Source organism: Anabaena sp. 54 (genome assembly GCF_017355725.1).
Lineage (GTDB): Bacteria > Cyanobacteriota > Cyanobacteriia > Cyanobacteriales > Nostocaceae > Dolichospermum > Dolichospermum heterosporum.
Genome location: NZ_JAAVWA010000004.1, coordinates 38,279 through 52,617 on the forward strand (window position 1 = coordinate 38,279; position 14,339 = coordinate 52,617).

Below are 14,339 nucleotides of genomic sequence, written 5' to 3' on the forward strand. Positions count from 1 at the left end.
AAAGAGACTCAAATAAATACCCTATATACCGTGTGTGTAAATTTTCAATAGCTTTAATAATTTATTTAAATCATCATAAAATATATTCTAAATTAAACTCTAAGTTTATTTTATAAAAAAACTGAACTTAGTAAATTTATTTTACTAAATCCAGGTATTTGTTGATAATTTAGGTTTATGATTGTCTAATCAAATAATTTACGTATTTCATCATTATTCATTCTTCCACCCAACTCTTTAATTACTTCCTCAGTAGCTTCTTCAATAGTTTTACCATCTAAAAAAAGTTCTTCAACTTCCTCAGTAGCTTCTTCAATAGTCTGACCACCTAGAAAATCAATCTCTGGATGATTCAAGGATTTTTTTTGTTCTGAATCGGACATATAAATACTCCCAAGACAATAATACAACGCAAATACTATATTACTAAATAGTAAACCCATTTGCAATAAGCTGCTGGGCTTAAATTTGTCAATAGTTCAGCCCAACCGTTTATTCAACTTAGTATACTTGAGCAAAGCTGCTTCGCTAAAATCGTAATCGCTATTTTACAAGAATTACAACCCTCATTGATGTTCACGGATTAAAGTTAAAATTCTAATTCATCCATAACTTTATCTTCTCGAATTTCTGGTTTTACAGTTAAATCTGACTTTTTACCAATTTGATTACCTAAAAACAGGTAAATAAGACCAAACATACGATTAAATAAATAATCAACGTGTGCGCTTGAAGTGATAGGAATTTTTCCTACTTCTGTATGTCGTATCATAAAGTCATTTCCTATTTTAGTTAATAAAAAACCATCCTCATTAAGCACTGTGTACATATTTTCATAAGCAACTTTTTTTAAACGTATTTCTGTAGAGTTTTTCTTATCTGATGGATCATCTAGCGTTTTTATTCTTTCCCAAGCATCCCATAGTTTTTCCAATGATTCTTTACGTACATTCAAATCTGGATCAAGATATTTCTTTCTAGCAGTTTCAAGTAATGAATCCAATATTTCATCATTTGTTTGAAAAATAGAATTATTTAATTTATCTCTTAAAAAAGGAGGAGCTAAACGATTAATTTGTCCATCTTCTTGTAATTCAAAAGCTATACCATTTCGTTTAAATAAATCATTTACTTTATCACGAAACTCATTTTGTCCTTCTTGTTTATCAAAACTTAAATGATGGTGTTGCCAGAAAGGATGAATTTCAAAATCAATTGGTTTAGATATATGCTTATGACAAAATTCTATAAACTCAAGAATAGTCAAAGTTAGAGGTCTATCTAATTCAATTGGCGGAAATTGAAAATTTGCAAAATCACCTTTAATGGCTAATTTCATCCTTGAGAGATTAGTTCCATAAATATGATCAAGAGAATTAGGAAAATCAAGACACCTTTCAGGAAAAGATTGAGCGAAATATTGTTCCTCAATCAAATTATTAATTAAAGCTATTAATCCTCCCCAAACATTATCATTAATTTCATGTTCAATTCTTGGCTTTAATCCAAATTCTCGTTCTCCAAAATAAAGATTGCTCATGATAATCCTCTAATTCAATAAAGTCAAAGTTTCAGTTATTTTAACATAGGTAGCCTTTAAGTTTAAAAACTACCCAGAAATTTACATACAATCCTTGAGATTAAAACTTACCCAAGGAATTTGTTTAAAAAAATTCTGAAGTTCCTCCAATATCTTAATAATTTCCTCAATACGTTCTTTTGAATCCATTTCAGGAGAAGTTATTTCCCGCAAATGGTTAATATATTGTTGCCAGGATTTTTCAACAGCATCAGCACCTTGATTAAAACCTTTAGTTGTATCTTTCCAAAATTCATCAATTCCATTTGCAAATTTATCATTTATATTTTGTTCTTGGAAATATTTAACTGTCTGCTTTGCTAAACGTTTTTGCCAAGATTCTCCAAATAAACTCCATGCAAGTGAAGCTAATGCAGCAGCTATACCAATACCTAAAACTATGGGACCACCAATAGCTGCTACAAAAGCTATGACAGCAGCAGTACCTCCACCAATACTAATACCCAATGCTGATAGTAAACTAACTAATTTAGCTACTAAAATATAACCTCCAAGATTGCCTAATGCAGCCGCCCAAACTGATAAAGCACCTATACTACCTAAACCTGCTAAACCGCCTAAAAAAGCACCTTTGGTATCAAATGGTATTTCCATAGATATATCAAAATTTGGGAGTTTTAATAACGCCTCTTGATATGAACCCAGAAAATCTTCAATTGCAGGTGTTAACTTATCAGAGTTTAATTTAATGGTCTTTTCTAATTTATGTTGAATCTTTCCAATTAAATAACCAGAAATACCCTCTTTAGCCTCTTTTTTATCATCATACTGATTACGAATAATTCCTTCAACAGCATCAACGGTGAGGATCTTATTAGTGTACTCTTTGAAAGAAGTATGAGTATCTTTCTTTAAGTTATTGATAAGTTTGATTACATAATCACGTTTATTTTGAGTTTCTTTTTTACGAGTTTCTTCATTTTCTTTCAATGCTTCTAGCTGTTTACGTCGTGAATCTATATCATCAAGGGTCTTTTGATAAGCCTCTATTGCTTTAGCACATTTATCTATATTAGCTTCTTTGATTGCATTGATTTCTCTTTCAACACGAAACATTACTGTTTGAGGTAAAAATTCCCCTACTAATTTAGTAAAGTCATTAAATAAACCTTGACATCTATCAGGTCTTTCTGCCCAAAATGTAAAGAATCTGCTTTGTAAATCTTGTTGAGAAATATCACGTTTTATTAATTCTCTACGATTCTTTAAAACTCCCTCATTAAGTTGTTTATAGAGTCTTCTAGCCGCACCAATTGGAATTTTTTGAAGTTGCTCATTAGAAATACTAGGATCAGCATGGGTAGCAACAATAAACAAATTACCCAATGTAGGAAAATTCTTACATTCATTTTCTGGAGCAGGAAGTAAACTTAATAAATTACTAAGCCGTAACATATCCTGACCATTAATATGTCCTTTTGCTGGTGAAGCATATATCACTATATCTGCTATTTGTGCAGCACTATTAGCCTTTTCTACATCTTTGGAAACTTCATCAGGTTGATCTGAAAAACCAGGTAAATCTATTAAATTACAAGCTTTCAAAAGAGGTGAATTGATGTAAACTACCGCAGCATGAGCAGCTATATCTTCATTTTCTCCATGTACACCATACTTTTGTAAAACTTCAAAACTTCCTGATTGAATACAATATTTTTCAAAACGTTCTTCGTCATCTAAAAGCAAGAAATCCAGAATTAGTTTACCTTTCTCATCTTTGAGCCAAAAATCATCATTGACAATTAATACATCATCTTCACACCATTGAGGACGATCTTCAACATGACGCACAAATGTAATAACTCTTGTTGCTGGTTGATAACCAACAGGCAAATTTTTAGTACCTAACATAGTGTTTGCTAGATGCGATTTACCTGCGTCGAAACCTCCAGTTAATACTAAATTCGGTTTTTTTCGGTAGCGTTTCAGTTGTTTTTTGAGGTCGTTAGGAGTATTTGGAGGTGTTGGTATATCCAGCTTATCTATAGGAGGAGTAGAATCAATATACTGATCAAGTAAATTTAGTCTACGATAAAGCTCTGTATATGGAGAACCGGGATCAATACCTTTTAATTGTGCTGAAGGTGGTGTTAAAGCTGTACTTGGATCAACTCCTAATATTTGCAACCATTGGAATAAAAGCCCCATAGGTACAGTATTAGGTGCTTTTTCATAAGCATCAACTTCTTCCGTAGAAATATTCAAGGCATTAGCAATATCTACTTGCTTTAGTCCAGCTTTTTGACGATATCCTATTAAGTCAATATTCATACTTGTATCTTTAGTTAGGTCAATAAATTAACATTATGTACAGCCTATTAGAGTCGTAATAATTATACAAGAGTATAAATACTGTAAAAGCAGATATTTTTTTGAATGCAAACCATAATAATTATCCTAACTTAACATCTTCCCCCACTGGGGGATTTATAATGGCAATGTTCAAAAAACACCACCATGAACACGCCCAACTACAGCTTATTACTACAAAGCCTGTGGACACCACCTACCACACCCATTGCCGAAAATTCCCACACAAATAATCATCCCCCAGAACCAACAGATATGACTGAATTTCTAGGAGAAGAAATACTCTGTTCACCAATAATTATCAATAGGAATAAATATGTATTAAAATAGAAGCCAATAGCTAACTTAAACCCTCAAAAATTATTAAACAAAAACAATGAACATTAAGCAGAATGTCTTAGAAGTTTCAGGATTAGAACTTACCAAGACTATCTTAGTAGATTTACAAAAGCTCGCCTCTTGCTCTGGAGAACCAATAGCATCTGTCTATGCAGATAACTTACTGCGTACCATGCGTATTATGCGCGATAAATTACCGTTTGACCCCTATACAGAAGTGGTAATGGCACTGCATGATGCACTGGCATATTCTAACCGTTGGATTGACTATAATGCCAGTCAATATCAAGGAGTTTGTGAATTACTTACATCCCTAGTAAATCAAGAAACAATCAACAATTCATCAGTTGAAACAGCAATTTTAACTCTAGAAAACTTAGGCTTTGATACCCTAGCATTTGGGGTAACACTTGATGAAAGCCTGGATATAGATAAAGACGAGGAATAATAGCAAATGGATGATAAATCTATTCCTCAACACTTTCTAGATACCTCAGTTTTACGTTCTTTGCTACTAGGTACGCAAGTCTATAAGCAGTATTTTGAATCTCAACTTACTGACCAAACGCTTTATATTTCTAATTACGTGCAGATGGAGATGAGGCGCAGTTATCTGATTAATCTTATTTCCTTCTACTTTGTGCTGCGCCTAGAAACTATAAATAATATTGGCGATGCTATTGCACTGTGGAGTAATAGATTTAAAACCAGCGAACTTAAAGCTATTTTACAACTTATTCCCCAACTTTTTAGCACCCACCAACTCAACTTTAGTAGTCCCCAAGATAAAGAAAAAGCTATCTCTATTTTAGGAATTTATATCAAACGTTTTGAACTTCTACTCAGAAAAAAGTTTAATAATACCAATACAGATTCTACCACCTGTACCCGCGCCCTTGTACCGCTTACCCTTGACTTACAAAATCTGGCTGCTGGCTTAAAACAGTTTGCTGATGAATTTGGAGATGTAAAAAAATGTCGCAGCAACTGTCAGATTGACCAAGTTCTTTTAGTACAATACCGTGCAGAAATTGAGCAATTAATTCAAATTGCTGCTCAACTACCCAAAAACTCAAATACTAGAGGATTTATTAATATTGCCAATAATTTAAAAGAAATATTAGCTCAAGGAGCAACAGCCTGTGACTGCAACCGTTGTGAAAAAATTGGAGATGCTGTCATTGCTTTAAATGCACCCCGGAATATGCAACTAGAACATACTGATAATTCCTTTGACTATTTATGTCCAACAATTAATCAACCCCATTACAAACATCCTTCAGAGAGGAAAATCTTTGCCAGATGATAATTTTCTAGTAAATTACTATAGCATTTATCAAAAATAACTTTGTAAATTCAGAGTTTACTTCTGTCAACTTAATATCTTCCCCCAATGGGGGATTTATGAGGGCAAAGTTCAAAAAACACCACCATGAACACGCCCAATTACAGCTTATTACTACAAAGCCTGTGGACACCACCTACCACACCCATTCCCGAAAATTCCCCCTCAAATAATCATCCCCCAGAACCAACAGAAATCACCGAATTTCTAGCAGAAGAAATACTCTATCAACAAACAATTCCCGCCACCGAACCTAACCTCAAAACCATCTCCAAAGACCTACCAAAACAACTAATCAAAGCCCTACAATCATTAGGAATCACCCAACTTTACTCCCATCAGATCAAAGCCTTACAAGCAATTAGAAAAGGTAAAAGTTTCATCTTTGATTTGTAAACCGTAAGGGTTTGAGATCCCCGACTTCTCTAAGAAGTCGGGGATCTGACTGCAAATATAAGTTATATAAACCCTAATTACTCCATTGTTTCATTCACAGGGAATCTATCAATTAACTGCATCGCTCGTTGAGCATTGCGTCGCAACACATCTGGTAAATTAGGAACATGAGGAATCTGGGATAATAAATCTAGAGTGCGGCGTAAAATTCGCACTACGTCCCCTTCATCTAAAGTGGTTTTTTCACATAATGCTTTCCACTCAACCCCTAGCGCCCATTGTTCCACCAAGGAAATCAAGCTGATAAAACGAGTTTCTAAACCTACAGGTAAGGCTACCCCATGACGATACTGTACCTTTAACACAGAACGGCGAATAGGTTGTAATGTTAACCAGGCTGCATCTGCTTCTGTAGACAGGTTGAAATCAACCTTAGTATCTGGGCGGGGGCTTTCTGTCACCAAGGCGGCTATTACTGCTGCTAGGTTATGGGGACCAATATTATCTAATTCTCCACTGGCTAGAACTAAACCTAACCACAATTCGTTTTCACCACGAATGGCTGCGGCAATTTCTCCTAATTTTGTGGGAACTAAGTTATCCAAACATTCAAAGAATTGCAAAATTTCAATTAAACAGAGAAACTCTTCCCAATATCTTTGAGACTGTAGTGATACCTGTTCTTGTAGGTGTTCAATTTCTGCTTCTAATTCGACACAACGCGCTCGATTTTTGAATATTTTGGCAATGTTACCCGATTTATAAATGGGATGGTTTTCTAACTGTTCTTGGACAGCAGTTAGGCGACTGAGTTGTTCTCTTACTTCTGTGGGTAGATGGTTAAATTCTTCAGGATTGGGTATGCTTTGAGCGATCGCAATGGTGCTTTCATCACCACGAATTGATTGTCCTCGTTTCAAGCTCAATTCTGAAGGTGGTATTAGCTCAGATGGAACTTCTACTCGTGGCATTTCTGCATACATATCTAATATATCTGCTGAAGTTGCCACATACCAACGGTTATTTTGCCCCAAGCAAACAAAGTAAGATGTCTCACCCACACTCACGGCTTTGTCAACCAGCACTACTGTTATTGGTAGGGGTGACATGGCGTTTCTGTCGTTGAGACTCAACATAGTTCCAGATATGGCAAAATCTAGCATCATTGCCAGTTGTGCCTGTCTATCTTCCTGTGCCTGTTCTTGCAGGGTTTTGAAAATTTGGCGTTCTACTTTCAAGCGTTGACGCAGTTTTTCATATTGCATCAATTCACTTTCATCAATTGCCGCCAGTTGTGATTGAATTTGCGATAATTCGCTTTGAAATTGTCCCAGTTCTTCAAAATCTGGTTGGAGGTGCAAATTGGACATATATTGTCCAAAACTGCGTTCTATCAGTTCTCTGGCTTTTTCTATGGTGTGGGTTTGCAGCAGGTTCAAAACCATACCGTAACTGGGTGTAAACTGACTAACTAAGGGATCAGCTTTGGATGTAGCTAAATAGGATGCTTCTTTTGCGCCTTCAAAGGGGGTTTGTAATGTTACTACATAACCTTGCATATCCATCCCGCGACGACCAGCCCGCCCTGCCATTTGCAAGAATTCCGAAGCATTGAGTAAGCGGTGTCCGTTATCAGTGCGTTTAGACAAAGTAGAAATAACTGTTGTCCGGGCGGGCATATTAATTCCCGCTGCTAAGGTTTCTGTGGCGAATACTACTTTAATTAATCCCTGCTGAAACAGTTCTTCGACGAATCCTTTCCAAGCTGGTAAGATGCCGGCATGATGGGCAGCTATACCTCGATACAGTGGGGCAACTTGTCCAGCCCTGCCAGCATCGGGGTTACGGCGTAAAAATTCGTCAATTTGTTGGCGGAGGATTTGGGACTCATCATTATTAACTAACCATAAATCACCAACTTCTTCAACGGCTTTATCACAGCCCCGACGACTGAAGATAAAGTAAATGGCGGGAAGCATATCCCGTTCTTGGAGTTGGCTCAGGGTATAAATAATACCGGGCGGTTCTGGTCTACCAGCTTTGCCTTTTTCCCAATATCCTTTTTTAGCCTTTTTGACTAAGCGGGGATTAATTTTGGTATTAGTTTCATTTAATAACGGAAACAATCCTTTGGGATTACAAAAGTTAAATTCTAGGGGAACGGGGCGAAAATCGGAGTAAATCAGGTCTGTTGGCCCATGAACATGATTTAACCAACTGGTAAGTTGATCACTGTTGGCAACGGTGGCAGAAAGGGCTACAAGTTGGACGCTGCGGGGACAGTAGATGATGGATTCTTCCCAGACTGTACCCCGTTGGCGATCGTTCATGTAGTGGCACTCATCTAGCACTACAGCCTCAACGTCAGCTAAGGAGATGCCAATTTGACCTATGGGCGTGCCATAGAGCATATTGCGGAAAATTTCTGTGGTCATGACCAAAATTGGTGCATCCCTATGAATGGAAGCGTCTCCGGTGAGGAGTCCAACTTGATCAAAGCCAAATTTTTCGCGGAAGTCTCGGAGTTTTTGATTAGATAACGCCTTTAAGGGAGTGGTGTAAAATACCCGTTTCCCGCGAGATAAGGCGCGATAGATAGCATATTCCCCGATGAGGGTCTTTCCTGAACCTGTGGGCGCACAGACAACTACTGAACGGTCAGCATTGAGGGAGGCGATCGCTTCTTTCTGGAATTGATCTAATTCAAAGGGGAATATTGACTCAATGTCAATTTCATTAGCGAAGGGAGAATAATTCACTCAATCATAATTTACAAGCAGACTGTCCACTATCATAACGTGATTCGTGGTTTCCTACGTTGATATGAAAAGCGCAAGTTGTGAGGCTATTACTGAGCTTTTTTTAATCATTTTACTATTTCAGCAATTTTGCGGAGACCTCGCCAAGCAATTACACTGACTACTTCTGCCAAGAAGTTTGTTGCAAAATTTGATCTATTTCTTGAGGAAAAGGACAATCATCAGGAAAAGAAAAAGATTGATAATCAGAGTTCTCTCGCAGAGTCGTTAATGCGCTGATATAACATTCTATAAATATTTCATCCCAATACGGTCTTAAGCTGGGAGAGTCTTCCAATAAGCCTTTCAATTCTCGCTGACTACGCTTAATTGTTTCTGTCCAACCACGATAGTCTTGAACGTAGTCTGAATAACAAAGTTTAAGACAATGTTCTAACATTGTGATGAGCCGATTTCGCAATTCTCGCTTTTGACTCCTTCCCAAACTTTCAATCTCCTCAATTAAGTCTTCCCAGTCAACACTATGATAATTTTGCTCTTTCAATAGATTAATTGTCTCTTCAATCCAGAGGGCGTAATCTGTTTGGGTTAGCATAGTATTTTTCCTCTTTCCCTAATTTTACACTTTTTTATCATTTTACTATTTCGGCAATTTTGTACAGAACTTGACAGGCAGATTCTAATTCGCTTTGGGTGGACAATGGGGAAAATACTCGTGATATGGCATAGTGTTTATTTTCTAGTTTGACAAATACAATATCGTCACCATTGGTTAACATTCCAAAGTTAGGTAGATTAGGGTTGGGACTAGCCATTAAGTAAGCCAGGGTTTGTGGCAATGCTGACCAAACTGATAAAATGGTTTTTTTGGATTCTAAAACGATTACCCATAGTTGATCTTGCAATACCAGTAAATCTATTCGACCCTGGAGGGTTTCTTCACTATCAGCTATTGTTATTTGTACAGATTCTTCTGCTTTGATGCGAAAAGGTGGATCATATAAACCTGCAACTGTAAGTAATGGAGAAACGAGTAATAGCATCACCGTACTTTCTAATAAATGTCCACCTGAACGATGATAAAGATAACGTTTCCAGAGAATTTCTAGGTTGGTGCGGTCATTGGGATTAATTTCAGGTAATTGATTATGCCATTCTGTAAAAAAATCCTCAGATTCGCTGCGACTCAAGCCAAATCGTTTTTCTGCTTCAGCGATGGTGGTGATAGTTTCAGTAACGGCTAGTGTTTGCATAGTGGATTTTTGTCTCAGTAGTTGCATCTACGATAAAATAATTTCACCGACCTGATTTTATCTAAAACTCTATTATGATTATGACTATTGCTGAACAGATTTATGCACTTGTCAAAACTCTTCCTCCAGATCAAGCTGACGAGATTCTGACTTTTGCTGAATTTATCTGTGCTAAACATCTAAATAACAGTCAAAATGTTGAAAATATTGATCAGTTACCTTGGTCAGAATTTGTTTATTCACTTGCTGGAACTTGGAAAGATGACTTTCCCACTTTAGAAGAAATTCGCACCGAATCAGGACAAGACATTCTACGGGAGAGCCTTTAGATGTACATTTTGGATACCAACACCCTTGACCCGCAAAACGCACCAGTAGTGTGATATTATAGTCTGAGTATAGAAAAATTTATACAAAAGATAAATTTTTTGATACATAAAAATTAAGTGCCAATAAAAAACATGAAAAGACAAACCGAACTTTTGGCAGAAGTTGAAAGATTAATATTTATCGTAGCTATAGTCGCATTGATAACATTAGTAGCTACCTACTTCGTAGTTTCTTCAATACAAAATATTCCTCCAGGGATATTGGAGTTTCTAAAAAGTATACTTACAAATTTGATACCAGTTCCCTTTCTTTTCATATTGTCATTTGTTATATATCGACGTATTCAATCTATTCGTCATAAAAATGATACTGAAAAGTTATCTGAATTATTGGTTGAGGATGTAGTTAAGAAGTTACGTGAACCAACTACTAAAATTGGGCATTTGCTCAAGATTGAAGAAATTCTATCCAAATTTGATATAGAAACTATGTCTCAGTTGCTGAAGGAAGCTCATTATGCTGGAATAGTAGCTGTTCATCAAAGCTTATATGATAAAGATTTTGAGAAGCTCATTGGTAGATCAAAAAAAGTTACTATTTTGAATACATGGATTCCAAATCTTGATTTTTTAGCTGATGCCTTAGTAGATGCTTTAAGTAAAAAAAACACTGTGCAGATTCTGATGCTGTACCCTAATTCGGGTATTGCAACATTACGTAGTGAAGCATTACACAGGTTTGGTACTTCTAAATTTCAAGAAAACCAAGTTAGATCAGGTGTAGAACATTGTCTTGATGTATTAAGTGACATTGCTGAGAGAGTAGACGAGGAAAACAGAAAATATTTGCAGATTAAGCTTTATAATGCAATGCCTTCAATTTCTGTATATAATGTTGATGAACACTTTTTTGTAAGCCTGTTCTTTCATGGACAACTTGCTATAAAAGCCCCTCAAATCGAAGTACAGAGTGAAACTTCTATTCTGGGAAAATCAGTCTCTAGGGAAGTAGCAATGTTATGGAGTATTGGACAGGAATTTTCTGATGTGAGAAATTGGCGAACGGAAATCAGTATTATGGCTGACAAATTCTAATTATAATCCTTTAACGTTTAATAGAGAACACTAATGATTACCAATCTTGACAACGAAGAAGAGAAACTGATTGCTTTATTTAGAAGTCACAAAGTTTTTCAAGGAATTGAGTTTATATCTCAAAAGGATTTTCTTCAAATACTTCTTCAGCGAAGATTCCTTTCGCTCGAATTTACTAAAGTTTATGATATGGCGATTGATGGTCTTACAGATATAGAAGCTACCAAGATAGCTCGAAAGATTTTACGGGAAGAGTACCCTGATATCAATGGAAATACGCCATCACACAGGGAAGAATTAGTTTATGACTTAATTTCTCTTGGAGCTACGCAGTCCGAGATTTCAGGTTCTCGTCAAACAGTTACAACAACTCGTACAATTGAGGAGATTGAATCGCTTATCAGTGTTGCTGGATCTGAACTATGTGATATCAAGTTATTAACTGTATTGAGATTTTGGGGTGAGATTTTGATCTCAGTTGAATATGGTGAATTTTGGAAAAGAATGTCTAAGCAACTGAGTATTAGTGGAGACAATCAATCACGCTTTTACTATCCTCACTATTGTCACGATGCTAGAGAATCTATGGAGAAAGCATCACTTTTATCATCTACTCATTCAGGTAGATTGGGATCACGTTTAAGAGAAATGCTAGAAACTGAAAAAAATGGAGAATATTTTCTTGAGATGGAAAGAGAAATTTTAGATATAAAGACCAAGTTCTATGATCAGTTTACCGAACTGCCAAGTTATAAGTTACTTCTTGTGAATTAAATCACAATTTGACGGCTTGCTAATAGATAGTGTTGATGTTACTAAGATTGTCTGTACAGCTAGTTGTTGAGCGATCGCTCTCCCAGACCAATTTAATGAAATTGAGGATAGCGATTCCTACGGAGCGTTTCGCTATCGCACTATATTTTAGGGTACGTTAATGAAGCGATTAAATAAGGCTATGATATAGGGGTAAACCTTTGATTTCTTCCCCTGCTGCTAGTTTATGGAGATATAAGATGACTGTACAGTTCAGAGAAAAAGCTTTGATGGCTTATGAAACCATGCCATTGAATCAAAAAAATAAAGTTTCTCAGTTAATAAAGCAGCTAGATGTCAAAAATTCACACCAATTAAACTCTGATAAACTCGATAACACGGATACGTGGGTGGTAAGAGTAGATGGAAGTGTGCGGTTACTATTTAAAAAAACAGATCAGGGTTTTTTGATAATTGATATTATTGACCGCAAAAAGGAAGATTATTCGTGATCACACTTTTTCCTTATAAGTTTGATATCAACAAATGTGATCAACAGATTCAAGAACTGCAACATTTTCTAACAGCTAATTTAGCAATTTCAGTCAAAATAGAATAGTGTATTTGAAGTAAGCAGCATTCCTTTAAATAAAGATATGGATACTTTAACCAAAAATCGAGAGCAGATTATTGAGTCAATTAAGACATTGCCAGAAGATTCACTTACTGAACTCATCAATTTTGTTGATTACCTGCGCTATAAAGCAACTGAAAAACAATCCCAAAAAACTAGTAAAAACTTTTTGCTTTCAATTGCAGCCTTGGGAAATTCAGTAAAAAAGAGTGATAATGGAAAATATTAACGCAGCCATTTCTGGTTTCCCAATCTAATCAGCTATGCAAAACCTCACTAGAATTACCCGCAACCCAGAAATAATGGGCGGCAAACCCTGTATCCGGGGAATGCGTGTCACAGTTGGTACTATCGTTGGACTAATGGCATCTGGACACAGTGCAAGTGATATACTCAAGGCTTATCCATACCTTGAAGAAGTAGATATCTATGAAGCTCTTGCCTATGCTGCATGGCGGGCTGAAGAAATTGAAGTCCCGTTGATAAGTGCATGAAAATTTTGATTGATATGAATCTTTCCCCCGATTGGGTAGCGGTTTTTGGGAGGTATAATATTATCGCTGTCCATTGGTCTACCGTTGGCGATACCCGTGAGAAAGATTCGGTAATTATGGAGTGGGCAAGAACTAATGGATATATCGTCTTTACCCACGATTTAGACTTCGGTTCTCTGTTAGCTGCCACGGGTGCAAATACTCCCAGTGTTATTCAGGTTCGGACTCAGGATATTTTGCCTAGTAGCATTGAAAATATAGTAATTTCAGCCCTGAACCAGTTTGAATCTTCTCTTTTTTCCGGTGCGTTGCTAACAGTTGACAAAGCCCAATCTAGGGTGCGTATTTTACCCATTAAACGTGGTTAAGAGGGAGTGGATATTTCTGGGTTTTCAACCATAAACCGCTGTATTTTGTAATTTCCCGTGCTGCATATCATAAAAAAACTTCACTTATCACCCTTTCCCCAATTCCTGAGCGCGTTCTTTCGAGGCTTTCACGGCTTCAATGATAGCAGAACGAAAACCGGCTTTTTCCAAGGCGCTGACACCGGCAATGGTTGTACCACCAGGACTGGTAACTCTATCCTTGAGTTCCGCTGGGTGGATTTTTGTTTCTTGTAACAGTGTAGCTGTTCCTAATACCGTTTGTACAGCTAGTTGTTGAGCGATCGCTCTCCCAGACCAATTTAATGAAATTGAGGATAGCGATTCCTACGGAGCGTTTCGCTATCGCACTATATTTTAGGGTACGTTAATGAAGCGGATTAAATAAGGCTATGATATAGGGGTAAACCTTTGATTTCTTCCCCTGCTGCTAGTTTATGGAGATATAAATATGACTGTGCAATTTAGAGAAAAAGCTTTGATGGCTTATGAAACCATGCCATCAAGTCAGAAAAATAGGGTTTCTAAAGTAATAAAGTAGCTAGATGTTGATAAATCACAGCGATTAAAGTCTGATAAACTTGAGGATACAGATACGTGGGTAGTCAGAGTAGATCCCACTGTGCGGTTACTATTTAAAAAAACC

The 14,339-nt window shown here is 36.5% G+C and carries 17 protein-coding genes and 1 pseudogene; 11 read left to right on the plus strand and 7 right to left on the minus strand.

Annotated elements, in window-relative coordinates; all coding sequences use genetic code 11:
* Positions 1 to 185 precede the first annotated feature (185 nt).
* From HEQ36_RS06380 to HEQ36_RS06390, 3 genes are all read right to left on the minus strand, one after another.
* The gene (locus HEQ36_RS06380; RefSeq protein ID WP_168636626.1) at positions 186 to 383 is read right to left on the minus strand and encodes a hypothetical protein; all 198 of its coding nucleotides are present in this window, start codon (positions 381 to 383) and stop codon (positions 186 to 188) included.
* 206 nt (positions 384 to 589) lie between these two features.
* Positions 590 to 1,540 (minus strand): AbiJ-NTD4 domain-containing protein, encoded by a 951-nt coding sequence (locus tag HEQ36_RS06385; RefSeq protein WP_168636625.1) that lies wholly within the window; start codon positions 1,538 to 1,540, stop codon positions 590 to 592.
* An 81-nt stretch (positions 1,541 to 1,621) separates the two neighbouring features.
* Positions 1,622 to 3,871, minus strand: a complete 2,250-nt coding sequence (locus HEQ36_RS06390; RefSeq protein WP_168636624.1) for a dynamin family protein — start codon at positions 3,869 to 3,871, stop codon at positions 1,622 to 1,624.
* Positions 3,872 to 4,057: 186 nt separating this feature from the next.
* On the opposite strand from HEQ36_RS06390, the gene HEQ36_RS06395 reads away from it, so the two are divergent.
* The 4 genes from HEQ36_RS06395 (at position 4,058) to HEQ36_RS06410 (ending at position 5,990) form a co-directional block, all read left to right on the plus strand.
* Entirely contained in the window at positions 4,058 to 4,240 is a 183-nt protein-coding gene (locus HEQ36_RS06395) for a hypothetical protein (RefSeq protein WP_168636623.1), read from the plus strand.
* Positions 4,241 to 4,286: 46 nt separating this feature from the next.
* Positions 4,287 to 4,697 (plus strand): hypothetical protein, encoded by a 411-nt coding sequence (locus HEQ36_RS06400; protein WP_168636622.1) that lies wholly within the window; start codon positions 4,287 to 4,289, stop codon positions 4,695 to 4,697.
* 6 nt (positions 4,698 to 4,703) lie between these two features.
* Positions 4,704 to 5,555 (plus strand): hypothetical protein, encoded by an 852-nt coding sequence (locus HEQ36_RS06405; protein WP_053540346.1) that lies wholly within the window; start codon positions 4,704 to 4,706, stop codon positions 5,553 to 5,555.
* 126 nt (positions 5,556 to 5,681) lie between these two features.
* On the plus strand, positions 5,682 to 5,990 hold the full coding sequence (locus HEQ36_RS06410; RefSeq protein WP_233455539.1) for a hypothetical protein: 309 nt from the start codon (positions 5,682 to 5,684) through the stop codon (positions 5,988 to 5,990).
* Between the two features lie 77 nt (positions 5,991 to 6,067).
* Here the strand turns inward: HEQ36_RS06410 and HEQ36_RS06415 are convergent, their stop codons facing one another.
* From HEQ36_RS06415 to HEQ36_RS06425, 3 genes are all read right to left on the minus strand, one after another.
* The gene (locus HEQ36_RS06415) at positions 6,068 to 8,749 is read right to left on the minus strand and encodes an RNA helicase (protein WP_168636621.1); all 2,682 of its coding nucleotides are present in this window, start codon (positions 8,747 to 8,749) and stop codon (positions 6,068 to 6,070) included.
* 160 nt (positions 8,750 to 8,909) lie between these two features.
* Entirely contained in the window at positions 8,910 to 9,344 is a 435-nt protein-coding gene (locus HEQ36_RS06420; RefSeq protein WP_168636620.1) for a DUF29 domain-containing protein, read from the minus strand.
* A gap of 37 nt (positions 9,345 to 9,381) precedes the next feature.
* The gene (locus HEQ36_RS06425; RefSeq protein WP_168636619.1) at positions 9,382 to 10,002 is read right to left on the minus strand and encodes a type I restriction endonuclease; all 621 of its coding nucleotides are present in this window, start codon (positions 10,000 to 10,002) and stop codon (positions 9,382 to 9,384) included.
* A gap of 80 nt (positions 10,003 to 10,082) precedes the next feature.
* Between HEQ36_RS06425 and HEQ36_RS06430 the strand changes: the two genes are divergently transcribed.
* The 7 genes from HEQ36_RS06430 to HEQ36_RS06460 all read left to right on the plus strand — a co-directional run bounded on the left by HEQ36_RS06430 (position 10,083) and on the right by HEQ36_RS06460 (position 13,675).
* Complete coding sequence (locus HEQ36_RS06430) at positions 10,083 to 10,331, plus strand: DUF2281 domain-containing protein (RefSeq protein ID WP_168636793.1); 249 nt, start codon at positions 10,083 to 10,085, stop codon at positions 10,329 to 10,331.
* 132 nt (positions 10,332 to 10,463) lie between these two features.
* Complete coding sequence (locus tag HEQ36_RS06435; RefSeq protein WP_053540352.1) at positions 10,464 to 11,426, plus strand: hypothetical protein; 963 nt, start codon at positions 10,464 to 10,466, stop codon at positions 11,424 to 11,426.
* 33 nt (positions 11,427 to 11,459) lie between these two features.
* Positions 11,460 to 12,200 carry a hypothetical protein gene (locus HEQ36_RS06440; protein WP_205748582.1) on the plus strand — a complete coding sequence of 247 codons (741 nt, stop codon included), beginning with the start codon at positions 11,460 to 11,462 and terminating at the stop codon, positions 12,198 to 12,200.
* A 239-nt stretch (positions 12,201 to 12,439) separates the two neighbouring features.
* Positions 12,440 to 12,691 (plus strand): hypothetical protein, encoded by a 252-nt coding sequence (locus HEQ36_RS06445; protein ID WP_168636618.1) that lies wholly within the window; start codon positions 12,440 to 12,442, stop codon positions 12,689 to 12,691.
* Between the two features lie 144 nt (positions 12,692 to 12,835).
* Positions 12,836 to 13,042, plus strand: coding sequence for a DUF2281 domain-containing protein (locus HEQ36_RS06450; RefSeq protein ID WP_168636617.1), 207 nt, complete (start codon positions 12,836 to 12,838; stop codon positions 13,040 to 13,042).
* 34 nt (positions 13,043 to 13,076) lie between these two features.
* Positions 13,077 to 13,307: a DUF433 domain-containing protein gene (locus HEQ36_RS06455; protein ID WP_168636616.1), complete on the plus strand. Its 231-nt coding sequence runs from the start codon at positions 13,077 to 13,079 to the stop codon at positions 13,305 to 13,307.
* Entirely contained in the window at positions 13,304 to 13,675 is a 372-nt protein-coding gene (locus HEQ36_RS06460) for a DUF5615 family PIN-like protein (protein WP_168632271.1), read from the plus strand. Before HEQ36_RS06455 ends, HEQ36_RS06460 begins: the two co-directional genes overlap by 4 nt.
* Before the next feature lie 87 nt (positions 13,676 to 13,762).
* Here HEQ36_RS06460 and HEQ36_RS06465 read toward each other — a convergent pair.
* A pseudogene (locus tag HEQ36_RS06465) lies at positions 13,763 to 13,984 on the minus strand (pyrroline-5-carboxylate reductase family protein); the annotation flags it as partial.
* Positions 13,985 to 14,339 lie beyond the last annotated feature (355 nt).